This window comes from Brachybacterium sp. GU-2 (genome assembly GCF_030866705.2).
Lineage (GTDB): Bacteria > Actinomycetota > Actinomycetes > Actinomycetales > Dermabacteraceae > Brachybacterium > Brachybacterium conglomeratum.
The window spans coordinates 2784065-2805623 of record NZ_CP133037.2; the positions used below are offsets into that span (position 1 = coordinate 2784065).

19 protein-coding genes and 1 tRNA gene are annotated in these 21559 nt (G+C 72.9%); 6 read left to right on the forward strand and 14 right to left on the reverse strand.

What is annotated here, in order from left to right; translation table 11 throughout:
• Window positions 1-69: 69 nt before the first annotated feature.
• A complete protein-coding gene (locus RBL05_RS12620) occupies window positions 70-3216 on the forward strand; it encodes an alpha-mannosidase (RefSeq protein WP_318603672.1) in 3147 nt (1048 codons plus the stop codon).
• 20 nt (window positions 3217-3236) lie between these two features.
• Here RBL05_RS12620 and folP read toward each other — a convergent pair whose 3' ends face one another.
• Window positions 3237-4184, reverse strand: coding sequence for a dihydropteroate synthase (gene folP / locus RBL05_RS12625; protein ID WP_412523764.1), 948 nt, complete (start codon window positions 4182-4184; stop codon window positions 3237-3239).
• Between the two features lie 147 nt (window positions 4185-4331).
• Between folP and RBL05_RS12630 the strand changes: the two genes are divergently transcribed.
• The 3 genes from RBL05_RS12630 to RBL05_RS12640 are packed head-to-tail and all read left to right on the forward strand — an operon-like array spanning window position 4332 to window position 7285.
• Entirely contained in the window at window positions 4332-5480 is a 1149-nt protein-coding gene (locus RBL05_RS12630; protein ID WP_259881393.1) for an NAD-dependent epimerase/dehydratase family protein, read from the forward strand.
• Between the two features lie 10 nt (window positions 5481-5490).
• Window positions 5491-6621 (forward strand): glycosyltransferase family 4 protein, encoded by a 1131-nt coding sequence (locus RBL05_RS12635; RefSeq protein ID WP_308739164.1) that lies wholly within the window; start codon window positions 5491-5493, stop codon window positions 6619-6621.
• On the forward strand, window positions 6614-7285 hold the full coding sequence (locus tag RBL05_RS12640) for a GNAT family N-acetyltransferase (RefSeq protein ID WP_308739163.1): 672 nt from the start codon (window positions 6614-6616) through the stop codon (window positions 7283-7285). Before RBL05_RS12635 ends, RBL05_RS12640 begins: the two co-directional genes overlap by 8 nt.
• 22 nt (window positions 7286-7307) lie before the next feature.
• Here RBL05_RS12640 and RBL05_RS12645 read toward each other — a convergent pair whose 3' ends face one another.
• The 3 genes from RBL05_RS12645 to RBL05_RS12655 all read right to left on the reverse strand — a co-directional run bounded on the left by RBL05_RS12645 (window position 7308) and on the right by RBL05_RS12655 (window position 8544).
• Window positions 7308-7832: a hypothetical protein gene (locus RBL05_RS12645; RefSeq protein ID WP_308739162.1), complete on the reverse strand. Its 525-nt coding sequence runs from the start codon at window positions 7830-7832 to the stop codon at window positions 7308-7310.
• Between the two features lie 49 nt (window positions 7833-7881).
• A complete protein-coding gene (locus RBL05_RS12650) occupies window positions 7882-8262 on the reverse strand; it encodes a WD40 repeat domain-containing protein (protein ID WP_308739161.1) in 381 nt (126 codons plus the stop codon).
• 208 nt (window positions 8263-8470) lie between these two features.
• Window positions 8471-8544: transfer RNA gene (locus tag RBL05_RS12655), tRNA-Met, on the reverse strand.
• 344 nt (window positions 8545-8888) lie between these two features.
• On the opposite strand from RBL05_RS12655, the gene RBL05_RS12660 reads away from it, so the two are divergent.
• Window positions 8889-9356, forward strand: a complete 468-nt coding sequence (locus RBL05_RS12660; protein ID WP_318603673.1) for a hypothetical protein — start codon at window positions 8889-8891, stop codon at window positions 9354-9356.
• Window positions 9278-10414, forward strand: a complete 1137-nt coding sequence (locus RBL05_RS12665) for an HNH endonuclease signature motif containing protein (protein ID WP_318603674.1) — start codon at window positions 9278-9280, stop codon at window positions 10412-10414. The genes RBL05_RS12660 and RBL05_RS12665 overlap by 79 nt, the downstream gene beginning before the upstream one ends.
• A gap of 17 nt (window positions 10415-10431) precedes the next feature.
• Here the strand turns inward: RBL05_RS12665 and RBL05_RS12670 are convergent, their stop codons facing one another.
• The 10 genes from RBL05_RS12670 to RBL05_RS12715 form a co-directional block, all read right to left on the reverse strand.
• A complete protein-coding gene (locus RBL05_RS12670; RefSeq protein ID WP_308739159.1) occupies window positions 10432-11577 on the reverse strand; it encodes a WD40 repeat domain-containing protein in 1146 nt (381 codons plus the stop codon).
• Between the two features lie 168 nt (window positions 11578-11745).
• Window positions 11746-12882: a WD40 repeat domain-containing protein gene (locus RBL05_RS12675; protein WP_308739158.1), complete on the reverse strand. Its 1137-nt coding sequence runs from the start codon at window positions 12880-12882 to the stop codon at window positions 11746-11748.
• A gap of 51 nt (window positions 12883-12933) precedes the next feature.
• Window positions 12934-13923, reverse strand: a complete 990-nt coding sequence (locus tag RBL05_RS12680) for a WXG100 family type VII secretion target (RefSeq protein WP_308739157.1) — start codon at window positions 13921-13923, stop codon at window positions 12934-12936.
• 86 nt (window positions 13924-14009) lie between these two features.
• Window positions 14010-14555 carry a DUF4919 domain-containing protein gene (locus tag RBL05_RS12685; protein WP_308739156.1) on the reverse strand — a complete coding sequence of 182 codons (546 nt, stop codon included), beginning with the start codon at window positions 14553-14555 and terminating at the stop codon, window positions 14010-14012.
• A 90-nt stretch (window positions 14556-14645) separates the two neighbouring features.
• Entirely contained in the window at window positions 14646-15821 is a 1176-nt protein-coding gene (locus tag RBL05_RS12690) for a WD40 repeat domain-containing protein (RefSeq protein ID WP_308739155.1), read from the reverse strand.
• 157 nt (window positions 15822-15978) lie between these two features.
• Window positions 15979-17307, reverse strand: coding sequence for a glutamate-1-semialdehyde 2,1-aminomutase (hemL, locus tag RBL05_RS12695; protein WP_318603675.1), 1329 nt, complete (start codon window positions 17305-17307; stop codon window positions 15979-15981).
• Window positions 17308-17407: 100 nt separating this feature from the next.
• Window positions 17408-18430, reverse strand: coding sequence for a porphobilinogen synthase (hemB, locus tag RBL05_RS12700; protein ID WP_308739153.1), 1023 nt, complete (start codon window positions 18428-18430; stop codon window positions 17408-17410).
• A complete protein-coding gene (locus tag RBL05_RS12705; RefSeq protein WP_318603676.1) occupies window positions 18427-19374 on the reverse strand; it encodes a uroporphyrinogen-III synthase in 948 nt (315 codons plus the stop codon). Before RBL05_RS12705 ends, hemB begins: the two co-directional genes overlap by 4 nt.
• Complete coding sequence (gene hemC / locus RBL05_RS12710) at window positions 19268-20263, reverse strand: hydroxymethylbilane synthase (RefSeq protein WP_308739151.1); 996 nt, start codon at window positions 20261-20263, stop codon at window positions 19268-19270. The genes RBL05_RS12705 and hemC overlap by 107 nt, the downstream gene beginning before the upstream one ends.
• The gene (locus RBL05_RS12715) at window positions 20260-21513 is read right to left on the reverse strand and encodes a ferrochelatase (RefSeq protein WP_308739150.1); all 1254 of its coding nucleotides are present in this window, start codon (window positions 21511-21513) and stop codon (window positions 20260-20262) included. Before RBL05_RS12715 ends, hemC begins: the two co-directional genes overlap by 4 nt.
• Window positions 21514-21559: the final 46 nt, after the last annotated feature.

Genomic DNA, 21559 nt, shown 5'->3' on the forward strand with positions numbered 1-21559 from the left:
GAAGACCCCGGGACGCCGGAGGGCCGACGAGACCCCGCGACCCGCCCCACGCGCCGAAGGAGCCGCCACATGTTCGACGACCGGGAGCTGACCGAGGCCCGCATCCGCCGGTTCACGCAGGACCACCTGGTCCCGCGGATCTACCAGGAGCGGGCCGAGGTCACGATCACCGCGCACCGGCTCGAGGGCGAGCCGATCCCGCCGCGCGAGGCGATCGCCCGGGAGTACGGCCCCGTCGAGGTCGGGGCGCCGCTGGGGCGTGCCTGGTCCACCACTTGGCTGCATGTGACCGGCACCGTCCCCGCCGACTGGGCCGCCGATGAGCACTCCGCCCCCGAGCTGATCGTCGACCTCGCCTTCACCGGCCAGCCCGGCTTCCAGGCCGAGGCGCTCGTGTTCACGCCGGACGGCGTGCCCGTCAAGGCGATCAACCCCTGCAACCGGCACCTCCCCGTCCGGCCCGGCGAGGAGCTCGACTACTACCTCGAGTGCGCCGCGAACCCGATGGTCGCAGGGAACTGGACCTTCGCGCCGACCCCGCTCGGCGACCTGGCGACCGTGCCCGAGGAGGAGCTCTACACGATCGAGGAGCTCCACCTCGCCCGCCGCGACGTGCGGATCTGGGAGCTGCACGAGGACGTCCGGGCCCTCACCGGTCTCATGTACGAGCTGCCCGGGACCAGCCCGCGCCGCCACGAGATCCTCCGCGCGCTCGAGACCGCCTGCGACGTCGCCGACCCCGACGACATGCCCGGCACCGCCCGGACCGCCCGCGAGGCGCTCGCCCCGGCGCTGGCCGCGACGGCCGGCTCCTCCGCCCTGACCGTGCTCGCCACCGGCCACGCCCACATCGACTCGGCCTGGCTGTGGCCCGTGCGGGAGACGGTGCGCAAGGTCGCCCGCACCTTCTCCAACGCCTGCACCCTGATCGAGGACGACCCCGACGTCACCTTCTCCGCCTCCTCCGCCCAGCAGTACCGCTGGATCCGGGACCGCTACCCGGAGCTGTTCGCGCGGATCCGCGAGCACGTCGCCGGCGGCCGCTTCGTGCCCGTGGGCGGGATGTGGGTCGAGTCCGACACCAACATGCCCGGCTCCGAGGCGATGGCGCGGCAGTTCGTCGCCGGCAAGCGGTTCTTCCTCGAGGAGCTCGGGGTCGAGACGCGCGAGACCTGGCTGCCGGACTCCTTCGGCTACTCCGCCGCGCTGCCGCAGATCGCCGCGCTCGCCGGCCAGGAGTTCTTCCTGACCCAGAAGGTCTCCTGGAACCAGATCAACACCTTCCCCCACCACACCTTCCGCTGGGAGGGCCTGGACGGCACCAGCGTGTTCACCCACTTCCCGCCCGCCGACACCTACAACGGCTCCCTCACCGGATCCGAGCTCGCCTACTTCGAGCGGAACTTCAAGGAGAAGGGCCGCTCCTCGCTCGGCATCGACCTGTTCGGCTGGGGCGACGGCGGCGGCGGACCCACCCGCGAGATGATGGCCGCCGGTCGCCGCGCCGCCGACCTCGAGGGCTCCCCGAAGGTCGAGTTCGGCACCGCCGAGGACTTCTTCGAACGTGCCCGCGCCGAGTACCCCGACGCGCCCGTGTGGAACGGAGAGCTCTACCTCGAGCTGCACCGCGGCACCTACTCCGCGCAGCTCGGCACCAAGCAGGGCAACCGCCGCAGCGAGCACCTCCTGCACGAGGCCGAGCTGCTCGCGACCCTCGCCGCGCTCCGCGCCGAGCACCCCTACCCCCACGACGAGCTCGCCGCGCTGTGGGAGGACACGCTGCTGAACCAGTTCCACGACATCCTCCCCGGCTCCTCGATCGCCTGGGTGCACCGCGAGGCCGAGGCCCAGCACGCCGCGCTCGCCGAACGGGCCGAGCGGATCATCGGCAGCTCCCTCGCCGCGCTCGCCGCGGCCGGCGGGCAGGGCGAGGGCGAGGCGGCGGGCGCGGCCGACGGGCACGACACGGTGCTGCTGAACACCGCCCCGGTGCCGCGCCGCGGCGTGCCCGCCTACGGCGCGGGCCGCCCCGAGCCGGTCCAGGAGGCCGTGGTCGTGACCCGTGCGGGCGACGAGGTCCGACTCGAGAACCAGGCGGTGCGCGCGGTGCTCGACGCCTCCGGCGCGCTGGTCTCCCTCGTCGGCCGGACCGACGAACGCGAGACCATCGCCCCCGGCGCCCGCGGCGCGCTGCTGCAGCTGCACCGCGACACCCCCAACGCCTGGGACGCCTGGGACATCGACGAGTTCTACCGCCGCGTGGTCCGCGACCTCGATGCCCCGACCGCCGCCGAGGTCGAGGAGGAGAACGGCGGGGTCCGCGTCTCCTTCACCTACACGACCGCGCTCGCCGACGGCGAGGAGACCTCCGGCGTCACCGGCGCGGGCTCCACGATCGTGAAGACCTTCGTGCTGCGCCCGGACGACACCTCCCTCGGGATCGAGGTGGACCTCGACTGGCGCGAGCGCAAGAAGGCGCTCAAGCTCGCCTTCCCTCTGGACCTGCGCGCCTCCCACCTCTCCAGCGAGATCCAGTTCGGGCACGTGGACCGGCCGGTCCCGGTGAACACCTCCTGGGACTTCGCCCGCTTCGAGACCTGCGCGCACCGCTGGGTCCACGCGGCCGAGGGCGAGCACGGGGTGGCGATCGCGAACGACTCCACCTACGGCCACGACGTGCTGCGCACCGTGCGCGAGGACGACGGCGGCACCACCACCACGACCCGCCTGACCCTGGTGCGCTCCCCGGAGTACCCCGACCCCGCCGCCGACCACGGCCGGTACACCCTGCGCGTCGCCGTGCGACCGGGCGCGGGGATCGCCGAGGCGATCGAGGAGGGCTACCGGCTGAACCTGCCCGAGCGCACCGCGCCCGCGGCGGCGGCCACCCTGCTCGCCGCGCCGCCGGTCACGGTCGCCCCGGCCGACGGGGAGGGCGCCTCGAGCGTGGTCGTCGAGACCGTGAAGCTCGCCGAGGACCGCTCCGGGGACCTGGTGCTGCGGCTGTACGAGTCCTCCGGCGCCCGTGCCGCGGCGATCCTCGCCCTCGACCCGGTCCTCGCGGGCGGCGAGGTGACGGCCACGGACCTGCTCGAGCGGCCCTTCGGGGAGGACGCCCCGGCGTTCCGCTCCGCGCTCGCGCGGGGAGAGGACGGCACGGTCGAGCTCTCCTTCCGTCCCTTCGAGATCAAGACGCTGCGCATCGCCCGCGGCTGAGCGCCCCGGGCCCCGGCCCCTCAGACGTTGTGGACCAGCGGTCCCGCCGGCTCGCGCCAGCCGGCGAGCACCTCGAGCATCCGGACCATCCGCACCGTCTCGCGCACGTCGTGGACCCGCAGGATCCGGGCGCCCAGGCGGATCGTCCACGCTGCCGCGGCGAGGGAGGCGGCGAGCCGCTCCTCCTTCGGCAGGCCCAGCGACTCGCCCACGAAGTCCTTCCGCGAGAGCGCCGCGAGCAGCGGCAGGCCGAGCGCGGCGTACTCGCCCCAGTCCCGCAGCACCTCGAGGGTCTGCTGCGTGTTCTTGTTGAGGTCCGGGCCGGGGTCCAGCACGATCCGCTCCCGCGCGATGCCCGCCTCGAGCGCCCGCTCCAGGCGCGCGGCGAGGAAGTCCCGCACCTCCTCGACCACGTCCTCGTAGCGGGGGCGGGGGAAGGGACGGCGCGGCTCCGCGACCGAGTGCGTGAGCACGAGCGAGGCGCCGGCGCGGGCGACCTCCTCGGCCATCCGCGGATCGGACAGGCCCGTGGTGTCGTTGATCAGATCCGCCCCGACCTCGAGCGCGGCGCGGGCGACCGAGGCGTGGAAGGTGTCCACCGAGAGCAGCACCTCGCCCGGCAGCTCGCGGCGCAGCCGTTCGATCACGGGGACCACCCGGGCGGCCTCCTCCGCAGGGTCCAGCGGGTCGCCGGGCGCGAACTTCACCCCGCCCACGTCGACGATGTCGGCGCCCTCCTCCGCGGCGCGGATCCCCGCGGCCACCGCCTGCTCGAGCCGCCAGGTGCGCCCCTCGTCGAAGAAGGAGTCCTGGGTGCGGTTGACGATCCCCATCACCAGCACGCGCCGGGAGGTGTCGGGCAGGGGGCGCGGCGTCGGAGCGCCCAGCCCGGTCCCGGGCTCGGGGGATACAGTGGCGAGACGGCTCGGAGGACGGCCCGTCGGACCCTCGTCATGCACGGTGTTCATGGTCCGTTCCTCTGCTGTTCGGGCGGCCGTCCCACATCTTTGAGCGTCGCCTGACCTGCACTACGTTAAGACTGCACACGGTATTGCACCACCCGGCGCCCGTGCCCCACGGGATCCGGGGACCTGGACTATTGGAGGACTTGCCCCATGAAGATCGTCGTCGCCGGTGGAGATGGGTTCTGCGGCTGGCCCACCGCCCTGTACCTCTCGCAGAAGGGCCACGACGTGACGATCGTGGACAACCTGGTGCGACGCGAGATCGACGTGGAGCTCGGCTCGAACTCCGTCACCCCCATCCTGCCGCTCGAGGAGCGGGTCGCGGCGTGGAAGGAGGTCTCCGGCAAGGACATCGAGGTGCGCATCGCGGACCTCACCGACTACGACGCGGTCGCCTCCGTCTTCCAGGACCTCGAGCCCGAGGCGTTCGTGCACTTCGCCGAGCACCGCTCCGCCCCGTACTCGATGATCGACCGCGAGCACGCGATCGAGAACCACCGCAACAACGTCGAGGGCACCCTGAACGTGCTGTGGGCGATCAAGGACTTCGCCCCCGACTGCCACCTCGTCAAGCTCGGCACCATGGGCGAGTACGGCCAGCCGAACATCGACATCGAGGAGGGCTGGATCGAGATCGAGCACAAGGGCCGCAAGGACCGCCTGCCGTTCCCGAAGGCCCCCGGCTCCTTCTACCACCTCACCAAGGTGCACGACAGCGACAACATCATGTTCGCCTGCCGCATCTGGGGCATCCGCGCCACCGACCTCAACCAGGGCGTCGTCTACGGCCTCGAGACCGACGAGACCCGCCTGGACCCGCGCCTGGTGAACCGCTTCGACTACGACGCGGTGTTCGGCACGGCCCTGAACCGCTTCATCATCCAGGCCGCGATCGGCCACGACCTCACCGTCTACGGCAACGGCTCCCAGACCCGCGGCTACCTGGACATCCAGGACACCGTGCGCTGCATCGAGATCGCCTGCGAGAACCCCGCCGACCGTGGCGAGTTCCGCGTGTACAACCAGTTCACCGAGCAGTTCTCCGTCAAGGAGCTCGCCGAGAAGGTGCAGAAGGTCGGCGGCGACCTGGGCCTGGACGTGAAGATCGCCCCCACGGAGAACCCGCGCGTGGAGAAGTACGACCACTACTACAACGCGGTCAACACCAACCTCCTCGACCTCGGGCTGCAGCCGCACCTGCTCACCGACGAGCACCTCACCGAGGTGCTGAAGGTCGCGATGAACAACACCGATCGGGTCAAGCGCGAGCTGGTCATGCCCACCGTCACCTGGAAGTGAGCCCGCTTCCGTGAAGATCGCGATCGTCACGGAGACCTTCCTGCCCTCCGTCGACGGCGTGGTGACCCGCCTGCGCCACGCCGTCGAACGGTTCACCGACCTCGGCCACGAGGTCATGGTGATCGCCCCCGACCTCGGGGTCACCGAGCACCACGGGGCACGGGTGGTGGGCATCCGCCCGGTGACGCTGCCGTTCTACAAGCATCGGCGCTTCACCCTCCCCAGCCCCAACGTCGACGGCATCATCCGCGGCTTCCACCCGGAGGTCGTCCACGCCGCGCAGCCCCTGCTGCTCGCGTCCTCGGGAGCCTTCGCCGCACGCCGGCAACGGATCCCGCTGGTCGCCAGCTACCACACCCACATCCCCCGCTATCTGGACCTCTACCGGGCCTGGACCTGGGGCAAGCCCGCGGTGTGGTGGCAGATCAAGCGCAACCACGCGATGGCCGACATCAACATCGCCACCTCCGAGACCATGAAGCAGGAGCTCGCCCAGCACGGGATCGAGGACCTCCACGTGGTGCGGCGCGGCGTGGACACCGAGACCTTCCATCCCCGCTTCGCGGACGAGGAGATGCGCTCGCGGCTCACCGGCGGGCACCCGGAGAAGAAGCTCCTTGTGTTCGTGGGCCGGCTCGCCGCGGAGAAGGAGATCCACACGCTGCGCCCCATGATGGAGCGCCGCGACGACGTGGCCCTCGCGATCGTGGGCGACGGCCCCTACCGGGGCGAGCTCGAGGAGCTCTTCGCCGGCACGCAGACCACGTTCCCCGGCTTCATGGAGGGGGAGGAGCTCGCGAGCGCCTTCGCGAGCTCCGACGCCTTCGTCTTCCCCTCGGTCACCGAGACCCTGGGACTGGTGATCCTCGAGGGCATGGCCTCCGGGCTGCCCGTGGTCGCCGCCCGCTCGGGGCCGACGATGGAGCAGGTCACCGACGGGGTGGACGGCCTGCTCTACGACGCCGGCGACCAGGCGAGCCTGGATGAGGCGCTCACCCGGCTGGGCGATGCGGAGCTGCGCGGGAGGATCCGGAAGGCCGCCCGCGCCGAGGCGGAGAAGTTCTCCTGGGAGAACGCCTCCGACGACCTGCTGCGCTACTACGAGATGGCGATCGAGAAGCACGGACGCAGCCATGACTGAGGGGGCGGCCGGCGCGCGCGAGGAGCGCACCCGCGCCGTCCCCACCGCGCCGCTGCCGCGCCTGGAGCCGGTGACGCTCCGTGGGCACGGGATCCGCCTCGAGCCCCTCTCCGAGGCGCATGTCCCGGGCCTGCAGGGCGCGGTCGCCGACGGGGGGATCCACCGCCTGCCCTTCGCCCCGCACGTGCCCGCGCCGGAGGCGGTCGAGGGCTCCGTCCGCGGTCTTCTGGTCGACGTCGAGGCGGGCACCCGTCTCGCCTGGGCCGTCGTGCGTGAGGCGGACGCGCAGGTGGTGGGGCTGACCACCTTCATGAACCTCGCCCTCGCCGACCGCGGCCTCGAGATCGGCAACACCTATCTCGCCGGCTCCGTGCACCGCACCGGGGTGAACACGGCGATGAAGCGACTCCTGCTCGGCCACGCCTTCGACGAGCTCGAGATGCTGCGCGTCGAGTTCCGCGTGCACCACCTGAACCTCGCCTCGCGCCGCGCCGTCGAGGCCCTCGGCGCGCAGCAGGACGGGATCCTGCGATCGCACCGCATCCTGCCCGACGGCTCGGTGCGCCACACGGTGGTGTACTCGATCGTCGCGCCGGAGTGGCCGGGGGTCCGGGCGATGCTGGAGGGGCGGATCGCCGGACCGCAGCGCTCGCCGCGCGGCTGATCGGGGGCCGCGGCCGAGCGGCTCAGCCCGTCCCGGCGTCCCTCCACAGCAGGCGGAACCACACCTCCGTACCGTCCTCGAGCGTGTGGACGTCGAAGGCGCCGTGGTCGGTCTCGCGCAGCACCTGCCCCGTCGGCCGGAGCCGGGAGCAGGAGAAGACGTCGTACTCGTCCTCGACGCGGAGCACCTCGAAAGGCGCCGCCTCGCCGCCGTCGCCCTCGCCGCGGATGCCTGCGAAGGAGAGAGCTGCGATCTTCTCCTCGCGGACGGCGTCGGCCTCGCGACCGAGCGTGCGGTGGGAGCGACCGAGCAGTGAGTGCGCCCGGGGGCTGAGGAGCAGACCGGGCATGTGCGAGGTGATGTCCCTCTCGAGACGAGCGGCGACCTCCTCGGCGGTGCCGCTCGGGCCCTCCGCCGCGGCGGTCAGGGCGTGCAGCGAGATCATCGGGGCGTACGTCGGGGACGCCGTCACGGCGGTGCGCAGCGCGTCGAGATGCGCCGGTATCGGTTCCAGGAGATAGGTCTCCATGAGATCCCAGAGGGTCATGTCTGTGCTCCTCGTGTGCGGTCTGCGCGGGTCTCGGCCGGTGTGAGGGTCAGGGCAGGGCGCAGGGCGTCCAGTCGGTCCCGTCCCAGGCGATCACGCCCAGGGTCGGAGATGCCGAGAACAGCGTGGAGCCGTCGGGGGAGAACTCGATCGCCCCCGGCGAGCCCTCCGGGCGGGAGAGCTCCTCGAGCTGGTCCGCGGAGCGGTCCCAGAGCGTCACCTGCCCGCCTGTCCAGGAGGTCACCGCGATGCGGCGGCCGTCGGGGGAGACGGCGAGGTGCCCGGCGTCGTCACCAGGGAGGGGCGGCGCCTCCTGCAGCTCTCCCTCGGGGGACAGCGCATAGAGCATCGCATGCGCGGGGTCGGAAGAGGTGTGCTCGAGCGGGACCCCGGTACCGATCAGCAGGGTGCCGTCGGGCGTATACGTCACTGCACGGGGTGGGAACTCCGTGCGGTCCACCGTGCGGGACCGCTGCGCAGCGGTGAGATCCCACAGCTCGACGGGACCCGGGTTTGCGGGTGGTGGTGCGGCGGCGCATGGGGTCCTCGGATCGACGGCGGGCGGTCCGCTCGAGGGTACGGGGAGGGGGCGACCGGCGGCGGGGTGACCGGCGGCCGGGGCCCGAGCGACGGAGGAGACGCTCCGGCAGGATTCGAACCTGCGACCCACTCCTCATGAGGGAGCTGCTCTACCGGGCTGAGCTACGAAGCGGTGGTGCGGCGGGTGCCGACGGGGTGTGACAGGACCAGCCTGCGGGACGCGACGGGCGGTGTCGAGCGCGCTGTCATCTGCCGTCGCATTCGGCGCGAAGAGTTCGCGACCGTTCCTCCGCAGATGGTGGATATCCACATTTCCGGGGCGAGTATTGCGTCATTCTGGGGAACGGGGTGTGGAGTTTTAGAGGTGACGTCGCAGTGTGCCGAGCGTACCCTCTGCCTGCGCACATGTGTGACTCGGTGGGCGACTGCGCGCATGACTGTTCCTCCCCGGGTCAGGGCTATCCACATTCTTCTTGGGGTCTTTAAAATGTCGGTGGGAGTCGGAAGAATAGGGCCATGACTCTCGCAGTGCAGGACCTCGACGCGGCTGCTGGTGATCCCCACCAGCAGCTGGTCGACGCCGTGCGCGCGGGAGGTCCCGGAGCGCTCGCCGAGGAGCTCGGAGACCGCGCCCATGTGCTGAGCGCCCTCACCGGGTTCCCGCAGGAGCTGTTCACCGCCGCGGATCCGTCGGCCGAGGCGTTCCGTGACGTGATCGGCAGCCTGCACGCCCTGCGCAGCGCGATCGACGCGCTCGAGATCCGCGCCGTCGTCGCGCTCGCCGATTCCCTCACCCTGCGCAGGCAGGCCGAGGCGCGTGCGCACGCCGCGCAGGAATCGGGGAGGAGCCGCCGCCCGCACAGCTGCTTCGCGCGGCGTCCCGTGAGGCGGCCCGTGAGGTCTCGATGCTCACCCGCCGCTCCCCGGCGTCCGCCTCCCACTCGCTCGCCGCCCGGCGACGGCTCGTCGCGGACATGCCGGTGATGCTCTCCGCCCTCGCGGACTCCCAGGTCACGACCGAGGACGCCTATCGCACCGCCCGCTCCTTCGCCCCGCTCACCCCCGCCCAGCGGCGCGAGGCGGACCGGCTGCTCGGGGAGCGCCTGCCCTATCTCGACGGCGCCGGCTCCGAGGAATGGTCTGACGCCCGCGCCGCCGCGATCTCCCTCGCAGACCCGGACGGCGAGGCCCGCCGCCATCAGCACGCGAAGCGCGAGCGGCACGTGACGGTGCGCCGCGGCGAGCACGGCATGGCCACGGTGACGGCGCACGTCACCGCGCTGGACGCCGCACTGATCCGCAAGCGTCTCTCCCTCGAGGCCGAGCGCCTGCGCGCCGCCGGTGATCGCCGCGGGCACCAGGCCATCCAGGCCGACACCTTCGTGGACACCCTGATCGGGCGCGGCGAGAGCATGGAGCCGGTGACGCTGGACATCGGCGTGATCATCACCGACCACGTGCTGCTCGATCCCGGCACGGGCGACCTCGCCCAGATCGAGGGCTACGGCACGGTTCCCGCCGAGGCGGTGCGGGAGAGCCTGCGGGACCCGCTCGACGCGATCGCGGGCACGGACGAGGGCCCGCTCGGCCCCGACGGTCCGGCACTGCGCGCCGTGCTGCGAAAGCTGTACGAGCACCCGAGGACCGAGGAGCTGGTCGCCGTCGAATCCCGGGCGCGGGCCTTCCCGCCCGCGCTCGCCCGATTCATCCGCCTGCGCGACCGGACCTGCCGCGGCCCGCACTGCAGCGCCCCGATCCGCCACATCGACCACATCCGGCCCCACGGCGCCGGCGGACCGACCTGCCTGGACAACGGACAGGGAGCCTGCGCCTTCTGCAACGACAAGGAGCAGCAGCTGGCGAGCGTGGAACGGGTCGGGGACCCGGCGGTCGACGGGCACGTGGTGGAGTGGACGACCCGGCTCGGCACCACCCGACGCACCCGCTCGACACGGCTCAGCGCGGCAGGGGACGAGAGGCAGGATCCTCCGGCGTCGAGCGAGCCGGACTACGTCGATCCGCCGCCGCACGGCCCGCGTTGAGGACGGCCGGCGGAGGATCAGGGCAGGTCGAAGGATCTCCAGCGCGTGCCGTCGAAGGCGAGGATCCCTTCTCTCGAGCTCAGGCTGAACAGCACGTCCTCCGCAGCGGACCAGACCATGCTGTCCACCGCGGACTCGGACTCGATCTCGTGCCGGGACTCCTCCCCGCTCTCCCGGTCCCACAGCAGCAGCTCCTCGTCGGCATGCAGTGCGACGCGGTGCCCTGGCCCCACCGCGAGATCCGCGAACCAGGTCGAGGTGGTCACGGGGCCCTCGACCACGGAGCCGTCCGTCCCGACCGTCATCAGCGCTCGCGGCTCGTCGGCGACCACGACCAGGGCGCCGTCCGCCGCATGGTCGAGCGCGAAGACGATCCCCGGCACGTCCTCGAGGACCTCCGTCCGCCGGCCCGTCGTCGGGTCCCAGAGCGTCGGAGGATTGTCCTCATCGCCTTCGCTGGAGGTCGAGGTGGCGCCGACGGCGAGGGAGGAGCCGTCAGGCGAGTAGCTGAGATCCCGGTTGTGCCGCGGTCCGGTCCGCAGGACGTGCCCGCTGCCGCAGGACTCCGGGTCCATGTCCCACAGACGCACGGTCCTGTCCGACCCCGAGGACGCCAGCTGCGTGCCGTCCGGGCTGAACGCGAGATCGAGGATCGCCGCGGTGTCGCCGCGCGGCAGCTCGTGCCCGAACAGCGTGCGTTCGACCGTCCCCTCGAGATCGACGATCGAGATCAGGCGGCCGTCGCCGATCGCCAGGCGGTCCCCATCCGGGTGCCAGGCGAGCCTGCCCAGCATCGGAGGGTGGAACCGATGGATCACTGCCCCGGTCCCCGCATCCCACAGGACGATTCCCCTGGTCTCAGCGTTCTCAACGTCTTTCCGGCCGCGCATCTCGCAGGCCGCGAGCGTCGACCCGTCGGGGGAGATCGTGAGGGTCGAGGACATGAACAGGAGGGACTCGTCGAGCGGAACGGGATCCACGATGACGCCCTCCGGCACCGTCTCGTACGCCTCCTCGGGGATCTCCTCGGAGGGGTCCAGGCAGATTCCGGGGCTCCGCGACCCGGGCAGGGGCGGGAGACCGCCCGAGCATCCTGCGAGCGCCAGGGCGCCGGGGAGCGCGGTCGCGCCCAGCAGCAGGCGTCGGCGCGAGCAGTCCGTCATCGTCGGCCCCTCTTCGTCTCCATGAGCACCGGTTCGTGTGCGACGTCGTCCGAGCGCGTGACCGGGCTGGTCATCGTGCCTCGATGCTAGGAGCGAAGCGCGGCGACGTCGATGGGGAGCGCTCCCCGTGCCCGGCCTCGACGGCGCGGCGCCTCGGCCCGCCGGGTCTCACGGCAGCTCGAACTGCCGCCACTCCGTTCCGTCCCAGGCGGAGATCCCCTCCGACTCGCTCAGCGTGTACAGCGTCGCCTCGTCCGGGGACCAGCAGACTCTCCCCAGGAGCGACCTCTCGAGCGTCTCCTGCTCGTCGCTGCCTCGATCCCACAGCTGGAGGGTGCCCGACGCACTGAGCACCGCGACCCGGGTTCCCGTGCCGACGGCCAGGTCCCTGAACCGTGCCGCGTCCACCGGCGGGCCCGTGCTGGTCGATCCGTCCGGCGCGTGCACGGCGAGCGAGGACGGATCGTCGAGCACCTGGACCAGGGAGCCGTCCCCGCTGTACCCGAGCCCGAGCACCACCCCGTCGACCCCGTCGAGGACCTCCTCACGCCGGCCGCTGCGCGGATCCCACAGCCCGGTCGGCTTCCCGCCCTCGTCGACGTCCGTCAGCTCGACGCCGCCGACGGCGAGGCGCGTGCCGTCGGGCGAGAACGCCACGTTCCTCTGCCGGCGGGGCCCAGGGGAGAAGACCCGGGTGCCGATGCAGCTGTCCGCGGAGGTCGAGTACAGCCGGACCGCGCCGTCGCTCGCCGAGGCCGCCAGCAGCGACCCATCCGGGCTGTAGGCGACGTCGAGGATCCGCGCGGCAGTCCCACGAGGCTCCTCATTGCCCACGAGGTTCCGCAGCAGCGAGCCCTCGACATCCACCTCCGCGACGTGGAGTGCGTCGCCGACCGCGAGGCGCGAACCGTTCGGGTGCCAAGCCAGCGGCCCGATGGCGCGGGGCTTCAGCCGACGCACGATCTCCCCGGTGCGCGTGTCCCACAGCAGCACGCCGTGGGTGTCGGCGAGGTCGAGCTGGGACCGGTCCGGGGCCTCGCAGGCCGCGATGAGCGTGCCGTCGGGGGAGACGACCGGGGTCTGGATCTCGAAGTAGTGCTCCTCCGACGGTGGCACGATCCGGGCTCGGGCGCCCCGCGGCCAACGGGGCGGCTCCGGCTCGGGCACCTCCTCGTCCGGTCCGAGGCAGCTGCCCACCTCGGGGCTGCTCCCGCAGCCGGGAAGCAGCAGCGCCGCCGGCAGGGCCGCAGCGCCGAGCAGCCATCGGCGTCGCGGCAGCGCGAGCCTGTCACGGGAGGGGATCATGGCATCACGGCCTGCGAGGGGAGCCGGGGAGCGGCCTCAGCGCAGGGACGCTCACGAGATGACCGGGACGCCGGCATCGAGCTGGTACTGCCGGAGCTCCTCGAGAGTGATGTCCTCGGCGAACTCGTCGCCCTCGTCGAAGGCATCGTCCTCGAGCGGCTGCTCCCGGTACGCCTCGTACTCCTCGGTCCAGGCGTCCTTCTCCGACTGCGGGGCGTCGTCGGGAGGCTGTGCATCGGTGGGCCCCTCCTCGTAGTCCTTGTCATTCTCGCGCCAGGCCTCGATCTCCTCCTGCGTGACGCCGTGCTCCTTCTCGATGCGCTCGTAGTCCTCTGCGCTGTCGTCATCCCGCCAGAACTGCCATGCCGGCGGGCCATCGGTCTCCTCGACCCAGTTGTCCTGTGCGGCATGCCGGGCCTCGTGCGCGACGGTGTTGAGCGAGTCGGGGTCGGAGACATGGTTCTCGTCGATCTGGATGTGCTCCCCGCGCAGAGGATGCCGGATGTCGAACTCGTACCAGAAGCCGAGGGCTCCGTCCTCCGGCAGATCGTCGAAGTAGACGGGCACGTCGTCGACACCCTGGCGCTCGAGCTCCTGGGCGACGATCTCTCGGAGGACCCGCTTCTGCTCAGGCGGGTCCATCGCGGTCCAGGCGTCGGCGACCTCCTGGCTCACCTTCCCGTCCCCGCCGCCGCCGGCGCGGCGGCCACGTCCCGATGCACTGCTGGGCGAGCTGGCCCCGCTCCCGCCGCTCCCACCGTCGCCGCGTTCGCCCTGCGAGGCGGTCTCCTGCTGCTGCACCTCCTCCTCGAGCTGTGTGCCGAGGGCACCGAGCGCGGTGCACTGCTCGCGCAGCATCCGAGACGCGCCGGTGCTCCAGTCCGCGCGGAAGCGCTCCGCATCCGGCCCCCGCCAGATCGTCTCGCTCGCCCGCACGAGCGCATCGAGCACGCCGTGCCGCTCCTCGAGGCGTTCGCCGGCAGCCCGCAGACGCTCAGCATGGGCCTCGCCCTGCGCGGTGTCCATGCCGATGAACCCCATGGTCTCCCCCTTCGTCCCGTTCAGGGATCGACACTAGGTGACGTCAGCGGTCGGCGACATGGGGAGTCCTCCCCTGTGGACGGAGCTCAGCTCTGCGAGGCGCCTCCGGCCTGGTCGTCCGGCGCGGCGGTCGAGGGGGCGAGCCAGAGCAGCCGGAACCACACCTCGCCACCGTCCTCGAGGGTGTGGACGTCGAACTGTCCGCGCTCGTCGGAGACCTGCCGCTGGGCGGTCGGGCGCTGCGAGGAGGCGCGCAGGATGTCGTACTCGTCCTCGATGCGGAGCACCGAGCACGGCTCCTCCTCGGAGCCGCTGCCCGAGGCCGCGATGCTGTCGAGCGCGAGCCGGGAGAACTTCGCCTCGATGCGGCCTGCCTCGGCATCGCCCAGCTCGGTGAGCGCCCCTGCGAGATAGCCGTGCGCGGACGGGCTCAGGAGCGCGCCGGGCATCCACGAGCGGATCAGGTCGGCGATCTCCTGGTGCTTCCCGGCGCGCAGCAGCGGGACGACCGCCCGGGAGACGGAGAGCAGGGGGTCGTAGCGGGGAGCCGCCATGATCCCGGCCTGCAGGTCGTGAAGACCCTCGGGCGTCGGGTCCAGGGCGTAGGCCTCGACGAGGTCGTTCAGGGACATCGTGCGTCCTTTCGCTGGTCAGGTGCGAGAGCCGTGGAGGCGGAAGAGGTCCATGCCAAGAGGTCCATGTCGGTCGACGCGTCCGGAGCGTCAGGGCGTCTCGAAGCTGCTCCAGGACTCGCCGCCGGACCAGGCGACGACGCCCTGGGACGGGGAGGCGCTGTACAGCGTCGTGCCGTCGGGGGAGAACACGAGCCGGCCGGCGGATCCGCGCACGACGGGGAGCTCGACGGTCTCGTCGGTCTCGCGCTCCCAGAGCAGGACCCGGTTGTCGCCTCGGCCGACGGCGGCGACACGTCCCCCCGCCCCCACGGCCACCCAGTACGGGCCCTCCGCGGAGAGAGCCGGTCCGGTGACCACCTCTCCGGACGGGGCCAGGGCGTGGAGGGCGCGCTCCCCGTCGGCGGCGAGGATCAGCGTGCCGTCCTCGGCGTGCGTCAGCCCGGCGACCGTCCCGGGGAGGTCCGGCCCGGTGCCCGTCCGCGTCCCGGCGTGCGGGTCCCAGAGCTCGACCGTGCCGTCCTCGGCGCAGAGGGCGAGCGTGTCGTCGGCCGGGGAGAGGCTGAGCGCGATCACCGTTCCGAGCTCCGCAGCGATCTCGTGCTCGACCTCGCAGGTCTCGTCCTCGAGGTGCCAGATCGTGACGCGTCCGTCGGCGCCGAGCACCACGAGGCGGGTGCCGTCGGCGGTGAGGGCGAGATCGCCGACCCGATTCCCGATCCGCGGGCCGAAGGGCTCCTCGCCACCGGTCAGCGCCTTCAGCACCTCGCCGTCCGCCTCGCGGAGCTCGACGGTCGTGACGCCCCCGATCGCGAGCCGTCCGCGGGAGTCCGCGGTGATCGCACCGACCAGCCCGTTGTCGAGCCGTTCGAGGATCGTGCCGTCGGCGGTGCTCCACACGACGGTCCCGAAGGTGTCCGACTCGCCGAGCATCAGCGCGTCCGAGGTCTGCTGGGCGGCGATCCGTTCCCCGCCCGCGAACAGGGCCAGTCCGTACTCCGACAGAGGCCGGTCCGGGATTGCCTCGTTCTCCGGGCCGGCGTCCGCGCGCGCGGGCGGCTCAGGGCGCTCCCGGCGTGACGCGTCCTCGTCCGACAGACAGCGATCCGGCGACGCGGCCGCCTTCGTCCTCCCCGGCCCGTCGGCGGTGACCGGGTCCTGCGAGGGCTCGTCGCCGTCGCCGAAGGATCCGCAGCCGACGAGGGAGAGCGCCGCGGGCAGCAGGCTCGCGCCGAGCAGTCTCCGGCGGCTGGGGGAGGGGGTCATCGTCGCTCCTCGTGATGGTCGGCGGTGGCTCGCCCTGGCAGGCATCGCTGGGCTCGCGGTGCTACCGATGCTAGGACGACCGCTCGTGGGCCGAGTGGGGAGCACTCCCCATCGCGACCCACGGATGGCCGGAACCGCATGAAACCCTGGCCGGACCTCAGGCCCCCGCGGCCGCCTTCGCCGCCGCCGGCAGCACCGTCGCGATCCGGTCGAGAACCTCGTCGGTGTGGGCGGTGGAGACGAACCACGCCTCGAAGGCCGAGGGCGGCAGGTACACCCCGCCCTCGAGCATCGCGTGGAAGAAACGGGTGAACGCCTCGGTGTCCTGCGCCTTCGCGTCCTCGTAGGTCGTGACGGGCTCGCCGCGGAAGAACACCGAGAACAGGGTGCCGGCGGTCTGGACCACGTGCGGGACGCCCTCGGCGGTCAGCGCGTCGGCGACCAGCTGCTGCAGCGTCCTCGAGGCCCGGCCGAGCGTCTCGTAAGCCGCGTCGTCGAGCCCGGCGAAGGTCGCCAGCCCCGCCGCGGTCGCGAGCGGGTTCCCCGAGAGGGTGCCGGCCTGGTAGACGGGGCCGGCCGGGGCGAGCAGGCCCATCAGGTCCTCGCGCCCGCCGAAGGCGCCGACGGGCAGGCCGCCGCCGATCACCTTGCCGAAGGTCATCAGGTCCGGAGCCCAGTCCTCGCCGGTGCCGCGCGGGCCGTCGACCCCGTAGTGCCCCTCGCGGCTCGCGCGGAAGCCGGTGAGCACCTCGTCGCTGATCAGCAGCGCACCGGCGGCGTGCGCCGTGTCGGCGAGGAAGCGGTTGAAGCCGACGCCGTCCTCGGCGAGCGGCGGGACGACGCCCATGTTCGCGGGCGCGGCCTCGGTGATGATCGCGGCGATCTCACCGCCGCGCTCGGCGAACAGGGACGTGACGGCATCGCGGTCGCCGTAGGGCAGCACGACCGTGTCCTTCGCGGTCGCGGCGGTGACGCCGGCCGAGCCCGGCATGGCGAAGGTCGCGACCCCGCTGCCCGCCTCGGCCAGCAGCGCGTCCACGTGCCCGTGATAGCAGCCGGCGAACTTCACCACCACGTCGCGGCCGGTCGCGGCGCGGGCCACGCGCAGCGCGCTCATCGTCGCCTCGGTGCCGGAATTGACCAGGCGCAGCTGCTCGACGGGGCCGATCCTGCGCACGACCTCCTCGGCCAGGGTGACCTCCCCGGCCTGCGGAGCGCCGAAGGACAGGCCCCGCCCGGCCGCCTCCCGCACCGCCTCGACCACACCGTCATGGGCGTGGCCGAGGATCATCGGACCCCAGGAGCCGACCAGGTCCACGTACTCGTTGCCGTCGGCGTCGGTGAGCAGCGCGCCCTTCGCGCTGGTGAGGAACGGGGGCGTGCCGCCGACGGAGCCGAAGGCGCGCACGGGCGAGTTCACCCCGGAGGGGATGACGCGGCGGGCGCGATCGAAGAGATCGGCGGAGAGCGTGGTCGTGGGGGTCATGCGAGGCTCCTTCTCGGGAGGGGCGGGGGACGACGGGCGATGATGCGCCGCCGGGCCGCGGCACGGCGGGCGCGCCGGAGGGCGCGGACCGGGCTGCGGCTCAGGCGAACTCGCGCAGGTGCGGGGGCAGGCCCTGCTGGAACCAGCCCGCGACCTCGCTCGCGTAGTAGGTCAGGACGCTCGAGGCGCCGGCGCGGCGGAAGGCCAGCAGCGACTCGAGCACGGTGCGGTCGCGGTCGATCCAGCCGTTCGCCGCGGCCGCCTCGATCATCGCGTACTCGCCGGAGACCTGGTAGGCGCCGACAGGGACGGGGGAGGCGGCGGCGACGTCCTTCAGCACGTCGAGATAGGGCAGGCCGGGCTTGACCATGACGAGGTCCGCGCCTTCGGCGACGTCGAGCTCCAGCTCGCGCAGCGCCTCGCGGCCGTTGGCGGGATCCTGCTGGTAGGTGCGGCGATCGCCCTGCAGGGACGAGTCCACGGCCTCGCGGAACGGGCCGTAGAAGGCGGAGGCGTACTTCGCGGTGTAGGCGAAGAGCGCGGTCTCGAGATGACCTGCGGCATCGAGCGCGTCGCGGATCGCGGCGATCTGGCCGTCCATCATCCCCGACGGGCCCAGCAGGTGCGCGCCGGCCTCAGCCTGCGCGAGGGCCATCTCGCGGTAGCGCAGGAGCGTCGCGTCGTTGTCGACCCGGCCGTCGGCGTCGAGCACGCCGCAGTGGCCGTGGTCGGTGAACTCGTCCAGGCACAGGTCGGCCATGATCACGGTCTGATCGCCGAGCTCCGCGCGCAGGCGGGCCAGCGCCCGGTTCAGGATCCCGTCCGGGTCGGTGGCGCCGGATCCGACGGCGTCCTTGTGGTCGGGCACGCCGAAGAGCATCACGCCGCCCACGCCGCGCTCGGCCGCCTCGGTCGCGGCGCGGACCAGGGAGTCCATGGTGTGCTGCTCGACGCCGGGCATCGAGGTCACGGGCTTGTTCTCGCTCGCGCCCTCGCGCACGAACATCGGCAGCACGAGGTCGGCAGGGCGGAGGGCGTGCTCCCGCACCAGGGAGCGCATCGCGGCGCTGCTGCGCAGGCGGCGGGGGCGGTCGATCGGTCCGGGGAGGGTCGGCTGGGTCATCGGGTCTCCTTCGATCGGGGGTGCGTGGGGTGGGCGGCCGACGGGGCGGGGCCCGCAGGGGCGGGGCTCGACGGGGGCGTCTCGTGCGGCGCCGCGTCGAGCGCCTCGAGGACGGCCGCGACGAGCGACTCGTCGGTCGGGGCGACGGCCTGGTGGAGGGGGCCGAGGCCGGCGGCGCGGACGGCCTCGGCGGTCGGGTCGCCGATGGCGATCACCGCGGTGGCGGGGTGCACGCCGAGCTCGGCCGCACGTCGGGCGATCATCGGGCTGGTCAGCACGATCGCCGCGTACCGCCCGGCGGCCAGGGACTCCGCGACCGCCGGGGGCGGGTCGACGGGCTCGGGACGGTAGGCCTCGACCTCCACCACCTCGTAGCCGGCCGCACGCAGCCCCTCGGGGACGGTGCGGGAGGCGGCGGCCGAGGCGGGCAGCAGCACTCGGTCGCCCGGGGCGGCGGGCGGCATCGCGGCGACGAGCGCCGCACCGGAGCCGTCGGCCACGGCGGTGGGGGAGAGGCCCGCCTCCCGCAGGGTCTGGGCGGTGCCCCCTCCGACGGCGATGATCGCCGTCACGGAAGGGGCCTCCGCCCCGGCGAGGACCTCGGCGGCGGTGCGGGAGGTGACCACGAGATGCGTGAACGCGCCCGCGGCGAGCTGCGCGAGGGCGGCCTCGAGCTCCTCGCCGCTGCTCGGGACGAGGCGGGTCAGCGGGGCGTGCTCGGCCGCGAGGCCCTCCGCCTCGAGCAGGCTCGCGAGACGCTCCCCCGCCCCGCCGGGCGCGTGATCAGCACGGGCCGGGCGGCGCGGGGCGGGGCGGAGGCCATCTCTGCGGAGGGCATCAGGCGCGGACCTCCGCGAGGATCTCGCCGGCGCCGCGGGAGAGCAGGTCCGCGGCGAGCTCCTGGCCGAGCTCGACCGGGATCGAGCCCGGCCCGGAGAGCGCATCGGCGGCGAGGTCCAGGTCCACCCGGGCCTCGCCCTCGACGACATGCGTCCCGTCGGGACGGATCGCGAGGGCGCGCAGGCGCAGGACCTGCGCGGCGGCGGGATCCATGCCCGGCTCCAGCTCCGCGTACGCGGCGACCGGGGCGGAGCAGCCCGCCTCGAGCGCCCGCAGCAGGGACCGCTCCGCCGTGACCGCGGCGCGGGTGGTCGCGTCGTCGACCGCCGCGAGACGCTCGGCGAACCAGGGCGCCTGCGCGAGCGCGGCGGTGGTCGCCTCGACCGCGAGCGCGCCCTGGGCGGGGGCCGGAAGCATGACCTCGACGGGCAGCAGCTCGCTGATCACGGCCTCCCTGCCCACGCGGAGCAGCCCCGAGGCGGCGAGCACCACGGCATGGAGGTCCGCCTCCGTCCCGAGCGCCCGGTTCAGCCGGGTCTCGACGTTGCCGCGGATCCCCACGACCTCGAGATCGGGCCGCGCCCGCAGCAGCTGCGCGCCGCGTCGCGGGGAGCCGGTGCCCACCCGCGCCCCGGCCGGGAGCTGAGCAAGAGTCATCCCGTCACGAGCGCACAGGGCATCGCGCGGGTCCTCCCGCTCCGGCGTGCAGACCAGCGTGATCTCGTCCAGCGGCGCGGTGGGCAGGTCCTTCCAGGAATGGACCACCACGTCGACCTCGCCGTCCAGCAGGGCCTGTCGCACGGCGGTGACGAACACGCCGGTGCCGCCGATCTGGGCGAGGGGGCTGATGCGGTCGCGGTCGCCATGAGTGCTCACGTGCACCAGCTCGACCTCGTGCCCGGTGCCCTCCACGACCGCGGCGCCGACGTGCCCGGACTGGGTCAGCGCGAGATCGGAGGCGCGGGTGCCGATCCGCAGCGGGGACGCGGTCACGAGAGGGATCCTGTGCCCGCCTGGCCGTCGCCGGCCGTGGCGCGGCGCTCGGCCCGGGCCCGCTCGACGTCCGACGCGGAGTCCACCGCGCTGGTGGTGGGACGGCAGATGCGTCCTACGCAGCAGTTCACCCCGCACACGTCCGGGGTGCCCCCGAAATCCGTGACCACCCGTCGCGGGAAGGACTCGTCCAGCCGCTCCTGGACGAGATCCGCGAGGGCGGCGATGAAGCGGGGATCCTCCCCGGAGGTGGCGACGCGGCGGAAGGCGAGGCCCTTCTCCTCGGCGGTCTCCTTCGCCTCGGTGTCCAGGTCCCACACGACCTCCACATGGTCGGTGACGAAGCCGATGGGGACGACGACGACCGCGTCGGCGGAGTCCTCCTCGGCGATCCGCGCGATGACGTCGTTGACGTCCGGCTCGAGCCACGGGATGTGCGGCGCCCCGGAGCGGGACTGGTAGACGAGCTGCCAGTCGGGAAGCTCGGGGGCGTCGTCGTGCAGCTGGTCCATCACCCACCGGCAGGCGGCGAGATGCTGCTCGACGTACCATCCGCCGGAGCCCTCGACCCGCGTCTCCTCCGGCCCGGAGGCCTCGGCCATCGCCGTGGGCACCGAGTGGGTGGAGAAGAGCACCGCGATGCGCTCGCTGTCGTGGCCCTCGGAGGCGAGGCTCGCCAGGGCGGCCTCGACACCGTCGACCACCGGCGCGAGGAACCCGGGGTGGTTGAAGTAGACGCGGACCTTGTCGATGGTGACCTCACCGGCCAGACCCGTCTCCTCGAGCACCATGCCGAAGTCCTCCCGGTACTGCCGGCAGGAGGAGTACGAGGAGTACGCGCTGGTGACGAGTCCGAGTGCGTGGCGGCGGCCGTCGGCGTGCAGAGCGCGCACCGCCTCGGCGTTGTAGGGCGCCCAGTTGCGGTTGCCGAAGTAGATCGGCAGATCCACATCGCGGCGGGCGAGCTCCTCCTCGAGCGCGGCGATCATCGCCTCGTTCTGCTCGGTGATCGGGCTGCGTCCGCCGAGAGCGCGGTAGTGGCCCGCGACCTCCTCCAGCCGCTCGTCGGGGATCCCGCGCCCGCGGGTGACGTTGCGCAGGAAGGGGATGACGTCCTCCTGCCCGTCGGGGCCGCCGAAGGAGGAGAACAGGATCGCGTCGAAGGGACGGGCCTCGCCGCGACGCGCATGGGTGGGGGAGTCGGGGGCCGCGCTGCGCGGCGCGGGCATCTGGGTGGTGGTGTCGGTCATGGTGTGGTCCTCGGTGAAGGTCGTGCGGGCAGGGAGGCGTCCGGGA

Excerpts from the sequence above, each read along its gene's own strand:
- RBL05_RS12620 (WP_318603672.1), top strand. The coding sequence starts at position 70 with ATGTTCGACGACCGGGAGCTGACCGAGGCCCGCATCCGCCGGTTCACG.
- folP (WP_412523764.1), bottom strand. The coding sequence starts at position 4,184 with ATGAACACCGTGCATGACGAGGGTCCGACGGGCCGTCCTCCGAGCCGT.
- RBL05_RS12630 (WP_259881393.1), top strand. The coding sequence starts at position 4,332 with ATGAAGATCGTCGTCGCCGGTGGAGATGGGTTCTGCGGCTGGCCCACC.
- RBL05_RS12640 (WP_308739163.1), top strand. The coding sequence starts at position 6,614 with ATGACTGAGGGGGCGGCCGGCGCGCGCGAGGAGCGCACCCGCGCCGTC.
- RBL05_RS12645 (WP_308739162.1), bottom strand. The coding sequence starts at position 7,832 with ATGACCCTCTGGGATCTCATGGAGACCTATCTCCTGGAACCGATACCG.
- RBL05_RS12660 (WP_318603673.1), top strand. The coding sequence starts at position 8,889 with ATGACTCTCGCAGTGCAGGACCTCGACGCGGCTGCTGGTGATCCCCAC.
- RBL05_RS12665 (WP_318603674.1), top strand. The coding sequence starts at position 9,278 with ATGCTCACCCGCCGCTCCCCGGCGTCCGCCTCCCACTCGCTCGCCGCC.
- RBL05_RS12670 (WP_308739159.1), bottom strand. The coding sequence starts at position 11,577 with ATGACGGACTGCTCGCGCCGACGCCTGCTGCTGGGCGCGACCGCGCTC.
- RBL05_RS12675 (WP_308739158.1), bottom strand. The coding sequence starts at position 12,882 with ATGATCCCCTCCCGTGACAGGCTCGCGCTGCCGCGACGCCGATGGCTG.
- RBL05_RS12680 (WP_308739157.1), bottom strand. The coding sequence starts at position 13,923 with ATGGGGTTCATCGGCATGGACACCGCGCAGGGCGAGGCCCATGCTGAG.
- RBL05_RS12685 (WP_308739156.1), bottom strand. The coding sequence starts at position 14,555 with ATGTCCCTGAACGACCTCGTCGAGGCCTACGCCCTGGACCCGACGCCC.
- RBL05_RS12690 (WP_308739155.1), bottom strand. The coding sequence starts at position 15,821 with ATGACCCCCTCCCCCAGCCGCCGGAGACTGCTCGGCGCGAGCCTGCTG.
- hemL (WP_318603675.1), bottom strand. The coding sequence starts at position 17,307 with ATGACCCCCACGACCACGCTCTCCGCCGATCTCTTCGATCGCGCCCGC.
- hemB (WP_308739153.1), bottom strand. The coding sequence starts at position 18,430 with ATGACCCAGCCGACCCTCCCCGGACCGATCGACCGCCCCCGCCGCCTG.
- RBL05_RS12705 (WP_318603676.1), bottom strand. The coding sequence starts at position 19,374 with ATGCGCTCTCCGGGCCGGGCTCGATCCCGGTCGAGCTCGGCCAGGAGC.
- RBL05_RS12715 (WP_308739150.1), bottom strand. The coding sequence starts at position 21,513 with ATGACCGACACCACCACCCAGATGCCCGCGCCGCGCAGCGCGGCCCCC.